The 17252-nt window shown below is 71.8% G+C and carries 19 protein-coding genes; 4 read left to right on the forward strand and 15 right to left on the reverse strand.

All coding sequences use genetic code 11. The features are described from left to right. The first annotated feature begins 16 nt into the window (after positions 1 to 16). On the forward strand, positions 17 to 1555 hold the full coding sequence (locus RIN75_RS00750; protein ID WP_309109755.1) for a sensor histidine kinase: 1539 nt from the start codon (positions 17 to 19) through the stop codon (positions 1553 to 1555). Next, a complete protein-coding gene (locus tag RIN75_RS00755) occupies positions 1552 to 2220 on the forward strand; it encodes a response regulator (protein ID WP_309109756.1) in 669 nt (222 codons plus the stop codon). Before RIN75_RS00750 ends, RIN75_RS00755 begins: the two co-directional genes overlap by 4 nt. 14 nt (positions 2221 to 2234) lie before the next feature. Here RIN75_RS00755 and arfB read toward each other — a convergent pair whose 3' ends face one another. From arfB to RIN75_RS00790, 7 genes are all read right to left on the reverse strand, one after another. Next, complete coding sequence (gene arfB / locus RIN75_RS00760; RefSeq protein WP_121224382.1) at positions 2235 to 2660, reverse strand: alternative ribosome rescue aminoacyl-tRNA hydrolase ArfB; 426 nt, start codon at positions 2658 to 2660, stop codon at positions 2235 to 2237. Between the two features lie 10 nt (positions 2661 to 2670). Continuing rightward, positions 2671 to 3474 (reverse strand): hypothetical protein, encoded by an 804-nt coding sequence (locus RIN75_RS00765; protein WP_309109757.1) that lies wholly within the window; start codon positions 3472 to 3474, stop codon positions 2671 to 2673. Beyond that, the gene (locus tag RIN75_RS00770) at positions 3471 to 3965 is read right to left on the reverse strand and encodes a SigE family RNA polymerase sigma factor (protein ID WP_309109758.1); all 495 of its coding nucleotides are present in this window, start codon (positions 3963 to 3965) and stop codon (positions 3471 to 3473) included. The genes RIN75_RS00765 and RIN75_RS00770 overlap by 4 nt, the downstream gene beginning before the upstream one ends. A gap of 53 nt (positions 3966 to 4018) precedes the next feature. Further along, on the reverse strand, positions 4019 to 4696 hold the full coding sequence (locus RIN75_RS00775; RefSeq protein WP_309109759.1) for a hypothetical protein: 678 nt from the start codon (positions 4694 to 4696) through the stop codon (positions 4019 to 4021). A gap of 44 nt (positions 4697 to 4740) precedes the next feature. Then, positions 4741 to 5817 (reverse strand): phosphoribosylformylglycinamidine cyclo-ligase, encoded by a 1077-nt coding sequence (gene purM / locus RIN75_RS00780; protein ID WP_375295883.1) that lies wholly within the window; start codon positions 5815 to 5817, stop codon positions 4741 to 4743. Between the two features lie 18 nt (positions 5818 to 5835). Beyond that, positions 5836 to 7356, reverse strand: a complete 1521-nt coding sequence (gene purF, locus RIN75_RS00785) for an amidophosphoribosyltransferase (protein WP_309109761.1) — start codon at positions 7354 to 7356, stop codon at positions 5836 to 5838. A 106-nt stretch (positions 7357 to 7462) separates the two neighbouring features. Further along, a complete protein-coding gene (locus tag RIN75_RS00790; protein ID WP_309109762.1) occupies positions 7463 to 8191 on the reverse strand; it encodes a maleylpyruvate isomerase N-terminal domain-containing protein in 729 nt (242 codons plus the stop codon). A 159-nt stretch (positions 8192 to 8350) separates the two neighbouring features. Here RIN75_RS00790 and RIN75_RS00795 point away from each other — a divergent pair, with 159 nt between their 5' ends. Together RIN75_RS00795 and RIN75_RS00800 are read left to right on the forward strand one after the other, a co-directional pair. Next, positions 8351 to 8656 (forward strand): hypothetical protein, encoded by a 306-nt coding sequence (locus RIN75_RS00795; RefSeq protein ID WP_309109763.1) that lies wholly within the window; start codon positions 8351 to 8353, stop codon positions 8654 to 8656. Continuing rightward, complete coding sequence (locus RIN75_RS00800; protein WP_309109764.1) at positions 8653 to 10635, forward strand: alpha/beta hydrolase; 1983 nt, start codon at positions 8653 to 8655, stop codon at positions 10633 to 10635. The genes RIN75_RS00795 and RIN75_RS00800 overlap by 4 nt, the downstream gene beginning before the upstream one ends. A gap of 4 nt (positions 10636 to 10639) precedes the next feature. On the opposite strand, the gene RIN75_RS00805 is transcribed toward RIN75_RS00800, so the two are convergent. The 8 genes from RIN75_RS00805 to RIN75_RS00840 form a co-directional block, all read right to left on the reverse strand. After that, complete coding sequence (locus RIN75_RS00805) at positions 10640 to 10825, reverse strand: hypothetical protein (protein WP_309109765.1); 186 nt, start codon at positions 10823 to 10825, stop codon at positions 10640 to 10642. Between the two features lie 179 nt (positions 10826 to 11004). Continuing rightward, positions 11005 to 11349, reverse strand: a complete 345-nt coding sequence (locus RIN75_RS00810; RefSeq protein WP_309109766.1) for a hypothetical protein — start codon at positions 11347 to 11349, stop codon at positions 11005 to 11007. A gap of 14 nt (positions 11350 to 11363) precedes the next feature. Continuing rightward, positions 11364 to 11741 carry a sterol carrier family protein gene (locus tag RIN75_RS00815; RefSeq protein WP_309109767.1) on the reverse strand — a complete coding sequence of 126 codons (378 nt, stop codon included), beginning with the start codon at positions 11739 to 11741 and terminating at the stop codon, positions 11364 to 11366. A gap of 9 nt (positions 11742 to 11750) precedes the next feature. Next, positions 11751 to 13436, reverse strand: a complete 1686-nt coding sequence (locus RIN75_RS00820) for a glycosyl hydrolase family 28-related protein (protein WP_309109768.1) — start codon at positions 13434 to 13436, stop codon at positions 11751 to 11753. Positions 13437 to 13775: 339 nt separating this feature from the next. Beyond that, positions 13776 to 14582, reverse strand: coding sequence for an ESX secretion-associated protein EspG (locus RIN75_RS00825; RefSeq protein WP_309109769.1), 807 nt, complete (start codon positions 14580 to 14582; stop codon positions 13776 to 13778). Positions 14583 to 14694: 112 nt separating this feature from the next. Then, positions 14695 to 16008 carry a PPE domain-containing protein gene (locus tag RIN75_RS00830; protein WP_309109770.1) on the reverse strand — a complete coding sequence of 438 codons (1314 nt, stop codon included), beginning with the start codon at positions 16006 to 16008 and terminating at the stop codon, positions 14695 to 14697. 51 nt (positions 16009 to 16059) lie between these two features. Then, positions 16060 to 16449: a transcriptional regulator gene (locus RIN75_RS00835; RefSeq protein ID WP_309109771.1), complete on the reverse strand. Its 390-nt coding sequence runs from the start codon at positions 16447 to 16449 to the stop codon at positions 16060 to 16062. A gap of 118 nt (positions 16450 to 16567) precedes the next feature. Continuing rightward, entirely contained in the window at positions 16568 to 17152 is a 585-nt protein-coding gene (locus RIN75_RS00840; protein ID WP_309109772.1) for a DUF3558 domain-containing protein, read from the reverse strand. Positions 17153 to 17252 lie beyond the last annotated feature (100 nt).

Raw genomic sequence — 17252 nt, forward strand, 5'->3', positions numbered from 1 at the left:
GGTCACGGAGGTGCCCATGGGTGGACGTGGGTCGCTGGCCCGCCAGCTGCTCGTGTGGCAACTGGTAGTGGTCGTGGCACTGCTGTGCGCGGTCGGCGTGCTGTCCGTCCTCCAGGCGGGGGCGAACTTCCGCACGACCGAGGGACGCCGGATGCTGTCCGTGGCCGAGGACACCGCCGCGACGGCCGGGGTGCGGGCTTCGCTGGCCGACCCGCTGCGCCACTACGCCCTGGCCCCGTTCGCCACCACGGCGCAGAGCCTGTCCGGCGCGAGCTACGTGATCATCGCCGGCGCGGACCGCAAGGTCCTCACCTCACCGGACCCGAACCAGGTCGGCGAACCGCTCGAACTCGGCGACAGCACCGCCCTCCAGGGCCGGTCGTGGGTGGGCGAACTCGGCGGCGCGACCGTCGCGCACGTCCCGGTCATCGGCGACAACGGACAGGTCATCGGTCTGGTCGCCGCCGGGCAGCAGGCGCCGGGGTTCTGGGAGGGTGTGCTCGACTCGCCGGACAACGCGCTGCGCCTGCTCGGCGTGGCGCTGGTGATCGGCGTGGCCGGCTCGCTCCTGCTGGCCCGGCGGGTCAAGAACCAGACCCTGGGCCTGGAGCCGCACGAGATCACGGCCCTGGTCGAGTACCGCGAGGCGCTGCTGCACGGCATCAAGGAGGGCGTGGTGGCACTGGACCCGCAACACCGCGTCACCCTCGTCAACGACCACGCCCGCGAACTGCTCAACCTCCCCGAAGACGCCGTCGGCCGCTCGGTCGACGACCTGGGCGTAGACGAACGCCTGCGCGACGTCCTGACCGGCCGCGTCACCGGAGCCGACCAGGTGGCGCTGGGCGAGGGCCGGGTCCTCACACTGAACCGCATGCCCCTCGACGTGCACGGCTCGGTCGTCACCCTCCGCGACCGCACCGAACTGAGGACCCTCCAGGACGAGCTCGACGCGAGCCGCCACGCCACGGACACCCTCCGCGCCCAGGCCCACGAGTTCAGCAACCGCCTGCACACCATCGCCGGCCTGGTGGAACTCGGCGAGTACGACGAGGTCCGCGGGTTCATCAACCGGATCAGCAGCGCGCAGGGCCGTTGGCGCGCGGAGGTGTCCTCCCGCATCGCCGACCCGGCCGTCGCCGCGCTCCTGATCGCCAAGTCGAGCCTCGCGGCGGAACGCGGCATCGGCCTGCGCCTCGACCCGGCCAGCGAGCTGTCCACTGTGGACGAGGTGCTGTCGACGGACCTGGTGCTGGTGTTGGGGAACCTCGTCGACAACGCGCTGGACGCGCTGAACGAACAGGGCTGGATCGAGGTGTCCGTACGCCAGGTGGAGGGCGAAGTCCTCGTGGTGGTGCGAGATTCGGGTCCGGGCGTCGCGCCGGAACTGGCCGAGGAGGTGTTCCGCCACGGCTTCACCACCAAGGCGGCGGAACAGGGCTCCCGGGGGCTGGGCCTGGCGCTGATCCGGCAGACCTGCTTGCGGCGCGGCGGTTCCGTCCGCGTCGACGGCGCCGTGTTCACCGCGCGGCTGCCCGTGGAGGTGGCGCTGTGATCAGGGTTCTGGTGGTGGACGACGACTTCATGGTCGCGAAGGTCCACAGTGGATACGTGTCGCGGACACCGGGCTTCGAGGTCGTCGGTGTCGCGCACACCGGCACGGACGCGTTGAGGCTGGTCCGCGAACTGCGCCCCGACCTGGTCCTGCTGGACATCTACCTCCCTGACCTGGACGGCCTGGGCGTGCTGCGGGAGCTTCGGTCCGGGCCGGACGAGGTCGACGTCATCGTGATCACGGCGGCGACGGACGTCGACACGGTCCGCAGCGCCATGCGCGGCGGCGTCCTCCACTACCTGATCAAACCGTTCGAGTACGCGGCCCTGCGCGACCAGTTGGCCCACTTCGCCGCGCTGGACCGCCGGCTGGACCAACTGGCGTCGGCCGGCCAGGCGGACGTGGACCAGGTGTTCGGGGCCCGTCCGACATCGTCGGCCCGCCTGCCCAAGGGCCTGAGTTCGCCGACCGCGGCGCTGGTGGAGCGGGTGTTGCGGGAGCGGCCCGGCGGGGTGTCGGCCACGGAGTGCGCGGAGGCGACGGAACTGGCCCGCGTGTCGGCACGGCGGTACTTGGAGCACTTCGTGGCCATCGGAAAGGCCGAGGTGCGCCTGCGGTACGGGGGAACGGGCAGGCCGGAACGCCAGTACTTCTGGCTCGACTGACACCCGCTGGAGGCCTAGTCCCAGCGGCCGGTGCGGCCCTGCTTCGTCTGCGCCCGGCGCTTCTTCTCCGCGATCCGGCGCTCCTGCGAGCCCTTGGTCGGCTTGGTGGGCCGCCGCTTGGGCGGCGGGGGCGCGGCCGCGTCCCGCAGCAGCCGGACCAGCCGCTCCCGTGCCGCCTGCCGGTTCTTCAGCTGGGTCCGGTGTTCGCTCGCCGCGATGGTCAGCACGCCGTCCACCAGCCGGTTGTCGAGGCGGGCCAGCATCCGGGCCCGCAGGTGCTCGGGAACCGCCGGCGAGGACGCCAGGTCGAACGACAGCTCGACCCGGCTGTCCGCCGTGTTCACGCCCTGGCCGCCGGGGCCGGAGGACCTGGAGAAGCGTTCGCTCAGCTCGGCCGCCGGCACCACCAGCGTCCGCGTCACCACCAGGTCCTCGGCCACGCGACCAAGGTTAGAACGTCAGGCCGGGGATCGCCGCCAGCTTTACCGCCTGCTCGGCGGTCAGCGGCCGTTCGCCGTTGCCCACGGTCTTGTCACTGCTGTTCGACACCTGGACGTGCACCCGGCCGCCCGGGATGGCGACGTCCACCAGCAGCAGCCTGATGCCGTTGAACTCGCTGGTGCTGACGAACACCTCCCGGCCGTCGGGCTGCCGGACCACCTCGCACCCAGGGTCGCACGTCGGCGCGGCACCGGGCGAGAGGTAGATCAGCACCATGCCCTTCCCGGCCGGCGTGGTCACGTCGGTGACGACGCGGTACTCGTTGCCCGAGGCCTGGAACTCCCACGGCGGCAGCGGGTCCCGGGGGATCGGCTTGGCCTGGGCGTCGGCCGGGATCGCGCCCGAGGACGCGAGCAGCGCGGTGAGCTGCCGGGCGCGTTCCTCGGTCACCGGCCGCGGCGGTTCCGGGCGGGGCATGGACGGCACCTCCGCGCCCGGCTTGGTGGTCACCGTGTCCTGCGGTGGCACGTTGGCCGTGGACGACGCGGGCGGAGCGGTGGTGGTGGTCAGGGTGGTCGACGGCGGAGAAGCCGCGACCTCCACCGAGCCGGTGGAGCCCCCGCTCGACCCTCCGCTGGACCCGAGCATGGCGGGCACGCACACCGCCGTGACGGTCGCGAGCACGGCGACGCCGGTCGCGGCGCGGCGCACGGTCACCCGGCGCTTGCCCGCCTTCACGATCTTCGGCACGTCGAGGGTGAGCGGCGGCTCGCCGTCGAACGCGGTTTCCAGGGTCTGCTTGATGTCGGTCATCGCTGCTCCTCGAAGACGTGGCGGCCGAGAAGTTCCCGCAGCGCGGCCAAACCCTTCGCCGCCTGGCTCTTCACGGTGCCCTCGGACCGACCGAGGAGGCGGGCGGTCTCGGTGATGCTCAGGTCCTCCCAGTACCGCAGGACCACGACGGCGCGCTGCCCCTTCGGCAGGGCCGCCAGCGCCTCCCGGACGTCCAGGTCGGCGGGACCGGCGCCGGGCACGGGTGTGTCCGGCAGCCGCTCCACGACCGTCTCCCGGCTGCGGAACCCGCGCCGCGACTCGTCGATGGCCGCGCGGACCAGGGTCTTCCGCGCGTACGCGTCCAGCCCGCCGTCGCGGCGGACCCGGGGCCACGCCACGTACAGCTTGGTCAACGCGGTCTGCACCAGGTCCTCGGCCCGGTGCCAGTCGCCGCACAGCAGGTACGCGGTCCGCCGCAGCACCAGCGCGCGGGCTGCGACGAACTCGGCGAACTCGCGGTCGCGTTCCACTCGCCCTCCCTCGGTCGCCGGTCAATACGGGACCGGGACGGCGCGGGGTTGCCTCACGAGTCGAACGACATCCCGGCGTCCACGTCCAGCTCGACGCGGTCACAGCCCCCGCCCGGGCCGCGTTCGGCGGTGAACACGAACTCCCGGCCGCTGACCAGCGGGAACTCCACCCGGTCGGTCGGCTCGCCGGTGCCGACCGCCACCCCGTCCACGGTCACCCGCCACCGCACGTCCGCGTCGCAGCCCGGCTGGTGCACCGACAGCCGGCCGACACCGTCCCGCGGCCCCCGCCGGTCGACCCCGGCGAACCGGGTCTCCACCTTCCCGCCCGCCGCCAGCTCGTAGCGGTACACCTGCTGGCACACGGTGGAGTCGTTGAGCTGGAAGCACTGGTCCACGGTCCGCGGCCGGTCACCGCCGACGACGTCGACCGCCACCCGGTCCGGCAGCAGCCGGCCGATGGCGAAGGCGGCGAGGATCAGCACCACCGCGGCCCCGGCCGCCGCGGTCACCGCCCGCAGCCGCTTCCGCAGCGCCGCGTCCCGTCGGCGCTCCTCCGCCTCGAACTCCGCCAGCAACTCCGGCTTGTCCGTGGCCAGCGCGACCACCTTGACGAAGTCGCGCGAGGACGCCTTGGCCGCGCGACCCGCCATGACCGCCGCGACCAGCGCGACCACCGCGCTGAAGATGCCCGCCAACCACGAGAAGCGCTCGATCGACTCCCACGACACCCGCACCATCCAACCGGACGGCGCGGGCGGTCATGAGCGTTTCCCTAGAACCTCGGGTGGTCGCCGACGAGCGCGGTCGCGCCGTCGTCGGACCGGGTCACCTCGCCGAGCACCCAGGCGGGCACGTGGCGGGCGGTCAGCACGGCCAGGGCGCGGTCGACGTCCTCCGGGGACACCACGGCGACCATGCCGACGCCCATGTTGAACGTCTTCTCCATCTCCTCGCGCTCCACCCGGCCGCGCTGGGCGATCATCTGGAACACCGGCGCCGGCGTCCAGGTGCCGCGGTCCAGCGTGGCGTGCAGGCCCTCGGGCAGCACGCGGGCCAGGTTCGCCGCCAGGCCACCGCCGGTGACGTGCGCGAACGTCCGCACCTCGGCCTCGGCGGCCAGCGCCAGGCAGTCCTTGGCGTAGATCCGGGTCGGCTCCAGCATCTCCTCGCCGAGGGTGCGGCCGAACTCCTCCACGTGCCCGGACAGCGGCATGCGGGCGATGTCCAGCAGCACGTGCCGGGCCAGGGAGTACCCGTTCGAGTGCAACCCGGACGACCCCATCGCGATGACGACGTCGCCGTGCCGCACCCGATCCGGCCCGAGCATCCCGGACGCCTCGACGACGCCCACGCCGGTGCCGGAGATGTCGTAGTCGTTCTCGCCCATCAGACCGGGGTGCTCGGCGGTCTCGCCGCCCAGCAGCGCGCAGCCGGCCTGGACGCAGCCCTCCGCGATGCCCTTGACCAGCGCCGCGACCTTCTCCGGCACCACCTTGCCGATGGCGATGTAGTCCTGCATGAACAGCGGTTCCGCGCCGCACACCACCAGGTCGTCCACGACCATGGCGACCAGGTCGATGCCGACGGTGTCGTGCTTGTCCAGCGCCTGGGCGACCGCGATCTTGGTGCCGACGCCGTCGGTGGACGACGCGAGCACCGGCTCCTTCCAGCGGTCCAGGCGCAGCTGGAACAGGCCCGCGAACCCGCCGATGCCGCCGAGCACCTCGGGCCGCTGCGCCTTCGCCGCCCACGGCTTGAGCTTCTCCACCGCCTCGTCACCTGCGGTGATGCTGACTCCGGCGGCGGCGTAAGTGGCCTTGGGGGTGTCGGTCACGTCACTGGCTCTCATGTTGTGCGGGCAGGTCTGTCAGGGACGCCGCAAGGCGTCCTCGGCACCGTACCCGTTCGCCAGAACGGGAGCCGCCGAGCCCGCCACGCCCCGGATGCCCTCCAACAGGTGCTTGCCGATCAGGGCGTCCTCGGGCAGCGGGATGGGGTACTCGCCGTCGAAGCACGCCGAGCACAGCCGGGTGCGGGGCTGTTCGGTGGCCGCGACGAGCTGCTCCAGCGACACGTAGCCCAGCGAGTCGGACCCGATGGAGCGGCGGATGCCGTCGTCGTCGAGGCCGTTGGCGATCAGCTCGGCGCGGGAGGCGAAGTCGATGCCGTAGAAGCACGGCCACTTGACCGGCGGGGACGCGATCCGGACGTGCACCTCGACCGCGCCTGCCTCGCGCAGCATCCGGACCAGGGCGCGCTGCGTGTTGCCGCGCACGATCGAGTCGTCCACGACGACCAGGCGCTTGCCGCGGATGACGTCGCGCAGCGGGTTGAGCTTGAGCCGGATGCCCAGCTGCCGGATGGTCTGCGACGGCTGGATGAACGTGCGGCCCACGTAGGCGTTCTTGACCAGGCCGGACCCGTAGGGGATGCCGGAGGCCTGCGCGTAGCCGATCGCGGCGGGCGTGCCGGACTCGGGCACCGGGATGACCAGGTCGGCCTCCACCGGGTGCTCCTGGGCGAGCCTGCGGCCGATCTCGACGCGGGTGGCGTGCACGGACCGGCCGGCGATCGTGGTGTCCGGGCGGGCCAGGTAGACGTACTCGAAGATGCAGCCCTTGGGCTCGGGGTTGGCGAACCGGGACGAGCGCAGGCCGTTCTCGTCGATCGCGATCAGCTCGCCGGGCTCGACCTCGCGGACGAACGAGGCGCCCACGATGTCCAGCGCCGCGGTCTCGCTGGCGACGACCCAGCCGCGCTCCAGCCGGCCCAGCACCAGCGGGCGCACGCCGTGCGGGTCACGCGCCGCGTACAGCGTGGACTCGTCGGAGAAGGCGAGGCAGAACGCGCCGCGCAGGGTCGGCAGCAGCTGCATGGCGGCCTGCTCGATGCCGATGTCCGCGGCCTGCGCCGCGAGCAGCCCGCACACCAGGTCCGAGTCGGTGGTCGCGCCGTGGCTGGTGTCCACGCCCAGCTCGCGGGCGCGGGCCAGCAGATCGGCGGTGTTCACCAGGTTGCCGTTGTGGCCCAGCGACAGGCCCGAGCCGGTGGCCGTGGTGCGGAAGGTGGGCTGGGCGTTCTCCCAGGTCGTGGAGCCGGTGGTGGAGTACCGGCAGTGGCCGACGGCGACGTGGCCGCGCAGGCTGGACAGCACCTGCTCGTCGAACACCTGGCTGACCAGGCCCAGGTCCTTGAACACGACGACCTGGCTGCCGTCGCCGACCGAGATGCCGGCGGCTTCCTGCCCGCGGTGCTGCAACGCGTACAGGCCGTAGTAGGTGAGTTTGGCGACCTCTTCACCGGGCGCCCAGACACCGAAGACCCCGCATTCCTCGCGGGGCTCCTGCTCGGTATCGGTGCGGCCGGCTGCTGACTGGTCGGTGACCACCGAGTGCTCCCTAGCGACGCGGGCGGGGCTGCACGTCCGAGTGTAAGGCGAACGGGGGGTGAACCACCCCCATCAGGACCCGTGGGACGTGAGCAAGCACACCCCGTCAGTCCAGCTTGATCACGCTGAGCACGCTCTGGTCACCGGTGGTCTTGAGCGGCAGCCGACCCCACAGGCCGTAGTGCACGATCTGCGCCTCGCCGGTGATCTGGAGGTCGGTCTCCTCCCCCGGCCACGCGGCCCGCAACTCCGGCACCACACCGGGTTCGAGGGTGACCACCCAGGCCTCGGGGACATCGGTGAGCTGGATGAACGCGGTGCCCTTGGCGGTCGGGGGGACGTCGGTGGCGTACTTGGCGGCCAGCAGGGTGCCCAGGGACTCCTCGATGCCGTCCACGGCGAAGTCGGTGTCGCCGCTGACCAGCTCGCGCAGGGCGGCTTGGGCGTCCCAACGGCGCAGGTCGAGTTCGTGGGCGATGCGGCGGTGCCAGACCCAGGCCAGGTCGGGCGAGGCGGGCGAGAACGTCCAGGCGGGGCGGTTGCCGGGGACGGCGGGCAGCACTTCGGCGGCCAGCGCGAGCTGCGCGTCCAGGTACTCCAGCGGCACGATGTCCTGCGGCACCGGGGGCAGGTTGAGCCGGACCGTGCTGCCGCTGCGCAGGTACTCGAGGGAGGTCTGGAGGAACCGCCCGACGTGCAGGGTCAGCTCGGTGAACGTCCAACCAGGGCAGCTCGGCACCTTGGCCTCCGGGTCGGCCTTCCCGACCGCCTCGCGGAACATCGCGGCCTGTTCGTCGAACTTCGCCGTCCACCGCTGCGGGTTCCAGCCAGCCACTTGCGCCTCCCGGTGTTCCTGTCACGCCGCCTCCACCGACGCGGCCACGGCGGACATGGTTCCGCATTCCCGACTTCCGGGCGTGGGAACCGGGGATGATCGTGCTGCGTCGGACCGTCCAGCGGGTAGCGGCACGAAGGGTGGGGAACCGTGTTCGGTGTGCGACCAGAGACGTTGCGCGCGGCGTCCAAGCAGTTCCACGAGGGTGCGGACGCGGCGGGCGACGGTGCCGAGATGATCTCCATGCTGCGGCTGGACGCGAGCGCCCTGGGCGAGGTCGCCGCCGCCGCCGAGTTCGCCGACGCGCTGGCCAAGTGGGCCGGCGAGCAGTCCGACGACCTGCGCCGCGGCAGCGCCTGGTACCGCGACGCGGGCGACGGCCTGAACGAGAACGCCGACGCCTACCAGCGCGCCGACGACGACTCCAACAACTCGTTCCGCTCCCTGGAAGGTGGCCTGGCGTGAGCTACGTCGACCCGGAGGTCCTGTACCGGCAGCTCGCGTCCGGCGACGCGGGCCGAGTCGCCGCCGCCGCGGACCCCATCAGCGGCGCGCAGAGCGCCGTGGGCAGGGCGGGCCAGTCCGTGACGACGGGCGGCCAGACCGCCACCGCGAGCTGGCAGGGCGAGTCCGCCCAGAAGTTCGGCGCCCGCGCCGAGCTGTCGAGCAGGTCCGCCACCGTCGCCGGCGAACGCCTGGCCGCGGGCATCGACATCGTCCAGGCCGCATCGAGGGCCTACGGCCAGATGCGCGGCAGCGCCGACCAGCTCATCGACTTCTGGCGCGGCCGGTCCCCCGCGCTGGACGAGGCCCAGACCCGCGAGTTGGCCAACAAGGTCAACGAACAGCTGACCAACGTCAAGAACAGCTACGAGAACGTCCTCCGCTCCTACGCGAAGGCCCTGTCCGGCGTCCGCCCCGCCTTCCAGGAGGTGGCCGCGAAGGACGCCGGCTGGAACACCGCCGTCCAGGCCATGCGCACCACCGCCACCGTCCCGCCGCCGGGCACCGACCCGAAGAAGGTCGCCGAGTGGTGGAAGTCGCTGACGAAGGAACAGCAGGACGAACTGCTGCGCACGAAGTTCCAGGAACTGGGCCAACTCCGCGGCCTCCCGTCCGAAGTCCTCGACACCGCGAACCGCGCCCGCATAAAGGACGACATCCAGCGCTTCGGCGCGGAGCGCGACCAGCTCCAGTCGCAGATGGACGCCCGCGCCCGCGAGCTGGGTCTCGACCCGAACAAGTCCGAAGACTTGAACAAGCTCATGAACGACCCGCAGTACGCGTCGCTGTCGGAGCAGCGGCAGGAAGCGGCCACCAAGGCGGACAACGCCGCGAAGGCCGAATCCAGCCTCCGCGACGCCACGCGGATCGCCGGGGAGAAGGGCTGGAACGAGAGCGACGTCCGGGTGCTCGCCTACGACCCGTACGGCCCGCGCGGCGACGGCGGCATGGCGATCGCCTACGGCAACCCCGACACGGCCAAGAACCTCGCCGTGTGCGTGCCGGGCACCGGTTCCGAGCTGGACAGCTTCTCCGTGGGCCAGGCCGCCAACCTGCGCGAGGCGATGGGGCCGAACGGCAACGCCACCATCCAGTGGCTCGGTTACGACGCACCCGGCTGGGCGCCCGGCGAGGTCGACAACCCGGCGCAGGCCCGCGAGGGTGGCGCGAACCTCGTGGCCGACGTCGACGGCTACCGCGCCGCCGCCGAGGCAGCGGGCAACCGCCAGCACCTCACGGTGATCGGCCACTCCTACGGCTCCACCACCGTCGGCTACGCGGGCATGAACGGCCTCGCGGCCGACGACATCGCCTTCGTCGGCTCGCCGGGCGTGGGCGCGTCCAACGTCAACCAGCTCTCGGTGGGTCCCGGCCACGTCTACGCCGGCGCGACCGAGCACGACCCGGTGGTCCAGGGCACCAGCTCGAGCTGGTTCACCCAGGACGGCTCGTCGATCGGCCCGTACGACGACCGCTTCGGCGCGAAGGTGTTCGGCACCTCGGACTCGTCCATGATCGACCACGCCCACTCCGCCTACTACGACAAGGGCTCGGAGTCGGTGCAGAACCTCGCCCGGATCGCCAACGGCGACGGTGCCTCGGTCACAGAGCAGAAGTGGCACGACAACCCGGTCGGCCCTTCGCTGCCCGGCTCGCACATCCCGGTCGTAGGCCCGGTCATCGACGCGGTGAGCGGCACGGCCGTCGGCGCGGCCGACCTGGTGACCGACGCCGGTTCCGGCCTCTACAACGCGGGCCGCGAGGCGTGGAACGGCAACTGGTCCAACGCGGGCACCGGCCTGGTCAACACCGGCAAGGAGATCGTCAGCGACGGCCTCGACGTCGTGGTCGGCGGTGTCGGCGACGTCGTCGAGGGTGGCCGGGACGTCGTGGAGGGCGCGAAGGGCGCCTGGGACCGGACGGTCGGTTCCTGGTTCTGACCGGTCAGGGTCGGCGGCACGGCCCGGTCTCGTCCTGGGGGTCGATGCCGTCGAGCCCGTTGTCGTCCCAGCGGCGGTGGTGGCAGACCACGACGTCGCCGACCTTGATGTCGGGCGGGAACTGGTCGACGTTCGCGCCCTCGGTGGTGATCGGGGGCAGCCCCTCGGGCTGCTCCTGGTCCAGCTCCATCACGACGTAGGGCGGGCGCGTCTGACCGACGCTTCGTACGCGGGGGGATGCGGACGACCTTGAACCGGATCTCGCCCGTCCACTCGCTGCACCCGGTGAGGAGCGAACCGGCCACCAGCAGCACCGCACCGATGTTGACCGCCTTCACGGGGCAGACGTTAGCCGGCCGCTCGCGGCGCTCAGGCTTTGCGGCAGGAACTGATGGCCTGCACACCTTCGGCGTCGTCGAACTTGCTCTCGTCGCGCTGCTTCACCTTGCAGACCAGGGTGTCGCCGACCTCGACACCGGAAGGCGCCTCGTCGAGCCGGACGAAGCCCCCGGTGATGGGTGCCGCGCCGGACGGCTGCTCCTGGGCGAGTTCCAACGACAGCTGGCCCTCCCACTTCTGGCCGGACACCAGCACTTCGTCCTTCGTGACCTTGGTGACCTTGAAGCGGACGTCGCCCTCCCACTCGCTGCTGCCGCACCCGGCGAGGACCGTTCCGACCGCGAGGATGGCGGCGACCGCCTTGAGCGCCTTCACCCGGTCGAGCTTAGTCAGATCCGGACGACCGGGAGCAGGGTGGACAGGTCCGCCCTGCTCCCGGAGGCCGTCACCTTCGCGTCCTCCACGGCCTGGGACCACTCCAGGCGGCCCGTGGCCAGGAGGAGCCACGTCTCCGGGTCGGTTTCCACCACGTTCGGCGGGGTGCCGCGGGTGTGGCGGGGGCCGGCTACGCACTGGACCGCGGCGAAGGGTGGGACCCGGACCTCGACGCTGCGGCCCGGGGCGAGTTGTTCCAGGGTGCGCAGGCTGAGCTTCACCGCCGTGGCCAGAACCGGGCGGTCCGGTTTGTCGGCCTCGCCCGTCAGCCAGGGGAGGACGGCGGCCACGGCGGTGCGCAGCTCGGTCGGGTCGACGGGCTTGGGCGGCATCCGACCAGGTTAGCGGTGGCGCAGGGCGCGTTGGGCCTGGTGCAGGTTGCGGGGCTCGACCGGCGTGCCGTAGGACTCCAGGACCGAGTCCAGCGGGCCGGTGAAGTCCGGTTTGTCGATCTGGCCGAACTCGGTGACCTCGCTGATGCCGGCGGTCGCGCTGAGCGGGGCCACGTGGTCGATCTTCACGCAGCCCGCGCGGCCGTTGGTGACCGTCACGTTCCAGTGGGTGAACCTCGCCCCGTACAACGGTCCCGCGTCCGCCGAGCCGCCGTGCGCGCCGTCGTTGTGGATCGTGATCTCGGTGCGGACGTTGGCGAACGGCAGGCCGCGGTGGGTGTCGAACGTGCCGGCGTCCATCCGGCCGCGGGACCAGACGTTGCCGCACGACAGGCCTTCCACGTTGATGCCGTGGTGGCCGGAGCCGGGGGTGGGCGGTTCGGTGAACGCGCCGATCGCGAAGTCCTGCACCAGGTTGTCGTGCGACTGCTCGCGGCACGCGTAGGAGTGGTGCTGGCCGCGGCCCTCGACCCGGGTGCGGAGCAGGGAAACACCCTTGGCGGACACCAAGAGGAAGCCGTTGTCACTGTCCACAACGGACACGTCGTCGGCCCAGCAGTCCCAGGCGCACTGGAACGCCAATCCGTTGTACCCCTTGTCCCGCAAGTGTGCCGGGCGGACGGTCTTCACCATGCGGATGGTCAGGCCTTCGATGCCGGCGCCCGTGATCGGCGGCACGAGCGTGGTCAGGCGGGGGTTGAACGACGGGCGGGCGTCCAGCGGGAGCGGTTGGGCGAGGCGGACCTTGTTGCCGCGCACCGACTCCACCCGCACCGGCCACACGAAAGGCCGGTAGGACAGGAGTTTCGTCTTGTCGCTCCACTTGTAGGTCCGCGTGCCCGGGATGTCCCCGCACATGTGCTTGAACAGCCCGTAGTCGCCGTCGTCGTCGAGCTGGAGCAGAACCCGTTGCCCGCCAACGATTTCGGCCCCGTTGGCAACGGTCAGTTCAAACGCTCCGCGATCCGCGTGTTCAACAATTCGCGCCAGGAGGGTGGTTTCGTCACCAGCGTTGCCGGTCCACCCCTCGAACGGCCACCGCTGCGCCTTGATCGCGTCGACCAGCCCCCGGAACCGGTCCCGGTGGCACACCCACACCAGCCCGCCGCTCCAACTCCAGGCGGAACTCGTGCCGCCGTACCGACTGCGGTTGACGCCGACGATCTCCTCCAGCGAGCGCGTGGCGAACAGGGTCGTCCGGTCGCTGCCGACACCGCGGAGGACGACGTCGGAGTAGCCGATGCGGACGATGTCGTCGATCCGGTAGGTGCCGGCGGGCAGCAGAACGGTGCCACCACCACGCCGACCGACGTCCTCGACGGCCCGGTTGATGGCGGCGGAGGCGTCGGCGGAACCGTCCGGCTTGGCGCCGTAGCGCAGGACGTTGGCGCGGACGGCGGGTCGCGGGGGACGTCGGCCGGTCCGGTAGCCGGCGAAGGCGACGTTGGGGATGCGCGGGTGCGCGTAGGGGTTGGCCGCCAACTCCCGCCACAGCCCGCTGGTGTCGATGTTCGGCATTCCTGCGTGCAGGGGCTCTGCGTGCGTGGGTCCTGCATGCGCGGTGCCGGCGAACACCGCGCTACCGAGTAGGGCCGCTCCGGATCCGATCAGGAACTGCCGTCGCTCGATGGTCATCCAGCCGTCTCCTCGTGCAAGGGGGCGGCGGCGGTGACCAGATCAAACCCCAGGAACGACCCGAACACCAGACCCGGAAGCCGGAAACGGAAACGGGACCGGACCGGGACGGCGGGAGCTGAAGGCTGAGGTGCTGATCGCGCTGCGCGAGGATGAGCGGGATTCGAGGATTGGGCGTTTGCGGCGGCTGCGGGCGGGGATGGCGGCCGCGGCTGCCGTGAAGGCGCGGCTGCCGGTTGCTGGGGGAGGGCGTCAGCGGGGATTGTCGTACCCGTGTGGGATGATCGAGACGGGGGCCGGAGGCCGGCCCCGCCCACGAAACACCCGCAAAACCGCTGGTCAGATCTTCGCCGCCCGCACGGCCTCCGCCAGCAGCTCCTCCACCTGGTGCATCAACCGCCGCGCGTCGGTCGGCGTGAACGTGCTCCACGGCTCCGACCCGTTCGACGCCCGCCGCTGCTGCAAGTACCGCCCGTCCTCCGTGTCGAAGAACGCCACCACCCGGTCCGGCCGGCACCGCTTGCCGTACTTGTCCCTCGCCGCCGCGCCGAAGTTGCCGGTGTGGACCAGGCCGGTGAACATCTTCACCAACGTGGTCGCGTCCTCCTGGCGCACGCCGTGGTTGCGCAGCGAGTTCTCCAGGCTCTTGGGCGAGCCGTCGGAGTTCTTCACCGCCTTCTCCAGGTCGGCGCTGGGCATGGTCACCGAGTGGCCGGACCCCGCCGGGTGTGCGGGCAGCGTGCCGAGCACCGCGCTGGGCAAACCGCTGCCGGCCGCGCGGCGGAAGGTCAGCTGGTTGTCGGTCAGGGTCGCGACGGCGCCGTGGTCGCCGTTGGCCACGCCGAGCACGCGCACGCTGCGGCCCACCCAGATCCGGCCGTCGACCTCGCGCTCCGGCCGGACGAACTGCCGCAGCAGGTAGTCCAGCTCCGGGTGCAGCCCCGTCGGACCGCCCAAGCCGCGCGCGCCGACCGCCTGCCACACGCGGCGTTCCAGGTCGGCCCGCTCCTGGTGGGTCTTGCCCGGCGAGGGCACCTTGATCACCAGCGGCATCGGCCCCAGGTCGAGCCGCTCCCACAGGACGTCGAACTCCTCGGCGGAGAGGGTGATCGGCTCCCTCTCGGCCTGCCCCCCGAAAATGGTCACTGCCGCTCCACGTCACCGAAAGCACCGGCCCCACCCCGACGATGGGGCCCTCTTGCCAGTCCAGGCCGGGACCCGCGAGGAGGTCCCGGCCTGGACGCCGAACTGTCGAGAACTACTGCGGGGTCTCGCCGATCACCGGCGGCGCGACGAGGCGGTCGTCGCCGAACACGTCGTCCGTCTCGACCAGGTAGTCGGCGGCCTTGTGCTCGATGTCGTCCTCGCCGTTCGCGCCGTGACCGACCGCGCCACCCGCGCCCATGCCCGCGCCCGGACCACCGGGACGGCCACCGGGTCCACCCGGACCGCCAGGGCCACCGGGACCGAAGCCGCCGACACCGGCCATGCCGCCGCGACCGGGCATCCCGCCCGGGTTGCCGCCCATGCCGGGACCACCGGGCATGCCGGGCATACCCGGACCGAAGCCGCGGCCGGCACCGGGACCACCGGGGCCACCGGGACCGCCCGGCACGCCGGGCATGCCCGGACGCATCGGCGGCCCGCCCGGCCGGTTCTGGCCACCGGGCACGCCCGGGCCCTTCGGCGGGACCGGCGGGTTCGTGCCGGGCTTCCAGCCACCCGGCGGCACCGGGCCGGTGGGCGGGGTGCCCGGGGGCAGCCCGCCGATGGGCGGCGTCGGCGTCGGGGTGACCGGCGGCGGGGTCGGGGTCGGCGTGGGCGTGACCCACGACGGGTTGGTGTTGCCACCCTGGAACGTCGGCGGCTGCGCCGTGGGCGGCGCGGTCGGCGGCGGGGTCCACGACGGCTTGGTGGTGCCGCCGTTGTCACCCGGCGGGGTCCAGGACGGCGTGGTGTTGTAGTTCGCGCTGCTGTTGTTGTAGCTCTGCTGACCGCCCGGCGGCGGGGTGTCGACGACGACCTGCGGCGGGGGGACGAACTCGCCCAGCGTGTTGGAGTTCCACTCGCTGCTGGACTGGTAGTTGTTCATCACCTCGACGGCCTTGGCCTCGGCGTTGTCCTGCGCCGCTTCCTGGGCCTCGTGGTCCTTCTGCTGGTTGATGACGTGCATCATCCCGGCCGGGCCGCCCAGCGCGCCGAGGATCTTGTCCCCGGTCGACGGGGCCTCGGTGGTCACCTTGACCGGCTCGGGCATCTCCTTGCGGGCGTCCGCGATGTAGTCCGCCTGCAGCTGGGCGGAGGCCTTCATCGTGTCCGAGCCCTGCTTGGCGTCACCGGCCCACTGCGCCAGCGGCGACAGCGCCTTCTGGGTCTCGTCGGCCGTCGAGCCCTCCCACTTCGCGCCCAGCTTCTCCAGGCCGCGGTGGATCGACTCGTCGATGTCGGCGAGGGTGTCCGAGAGCGCCTTCCACTTGTCCTCGATGGGACGGGAGGCGGCGACACCCGGGCCTTCGTTGATCATGCGGTACAGATCGGGGTGGGCATACCCGCGCCAGCGGTGGTCACCCATCGTGCTCGCCCCCCTCGGGTGCGTTGTCCATCAGTCTGTGGTCGGTGGTGGTCAGTCGCGCTTGACGCGTCCCCAGGAGGCGACGTTGTCACCCTCGACGCGGCGGTAGTTGTCCTCGATCGCCTGGAGCTGCTGCACCACGCCGTGGAGCTGGTTGCGGTACTCCTTGATGGCGGTGTACGCGGCGGAGTCACCGGCCTCGAAGGTGTCCTGGTTGAACTTCTGGGCGGTCTCCCGGCTCACCGGGTCGCCCGCCCAGTTCCGCGCCCGCAGCGCGTCTTCCGCGTCGCGCAGCTGGACGTCGAGGCGGTCGAGGGCCTCGACGAACACCTTCTTCGCCTCGGGAATGGCCGAAGGGTCGACGTGCAGCTTCTGCTGCGTCCCGCTGTACGCCGGCGGAGTATCCGTGGTACCCCCGCCACCACCATCCGCGATGAACACGGCACACCCTCCTGTAGTGCTGCACACATACCCCAGCGTGTGCATTTGGGACGACTCTAGCTCTGATGCGTCACGCGAGTGGATGGTTCCACGTGCAAACCGAGTAGTTTTACTCGTCTCACCGCGCCGCGAGGGTCGTCGTGGCGGCGCCGGCGACCTGCTGCGCCAGCTCGCACAACCGGCCCTGCTCGACATCGCCGTTGACGCTGGTCGTCTGGGCCACCACCATCTGGCCGTCGGACACGTCGACCGCCACCCAGCACGAGGTCTTCTGCTTCGGGGTGCTGGCGAGCACCGCCGGGAACCCGGCGACCTGGAGCTGCTGGGCCTCCGCGTCGAAGCTGCCGTCGGTGTAGAACTCCACACCGGCCTTGGTGGCGGTCACCACGGTGGTTCCCCACGTGCGGTCCGACCGGTCGAAGCCGCAGGTCGGCGACTGGTGGACGGTGGACGTGCTCTTCTGCGGGGGCCGGTCGAGGCCGAGTTCGCCGCGCTGGGCGTCGGTCAGCAGGGTGCAGGGGTCGACGTCCTTCAAGTTGATCGTCTTCGGCCGCTTGGCCGGTTCCTTGGACGTGGACGTCGGCTTGCCGGAGGACTGGGTGCTCTCCCCGGTCGTCGAGCCGGCGGTCGGGGAGCCGGTGGTCGACTCGGAGCAGCCCGCGAGGAGCAACACGGCGGCGAGGAGCGGCACGGCACGGCGCATGGGCCCCAACGTATCCGATCGGCGGGCACGGAGCGTCGCCATTGGGAACTCCCGCGTCACCCGTCGGCAGCACCGTCCGCGCCGCGCAGGCCGGCGTCGT

Origin of the sequence: Saccharothrix sp. (assembly GCF_031180885.1) — a bacterium.
Lineage (GTDB): Bacteria > Actinomycetota > Actinomycetes > Mycobacteriales > Pseudonocardiaceae > Actinosynnema.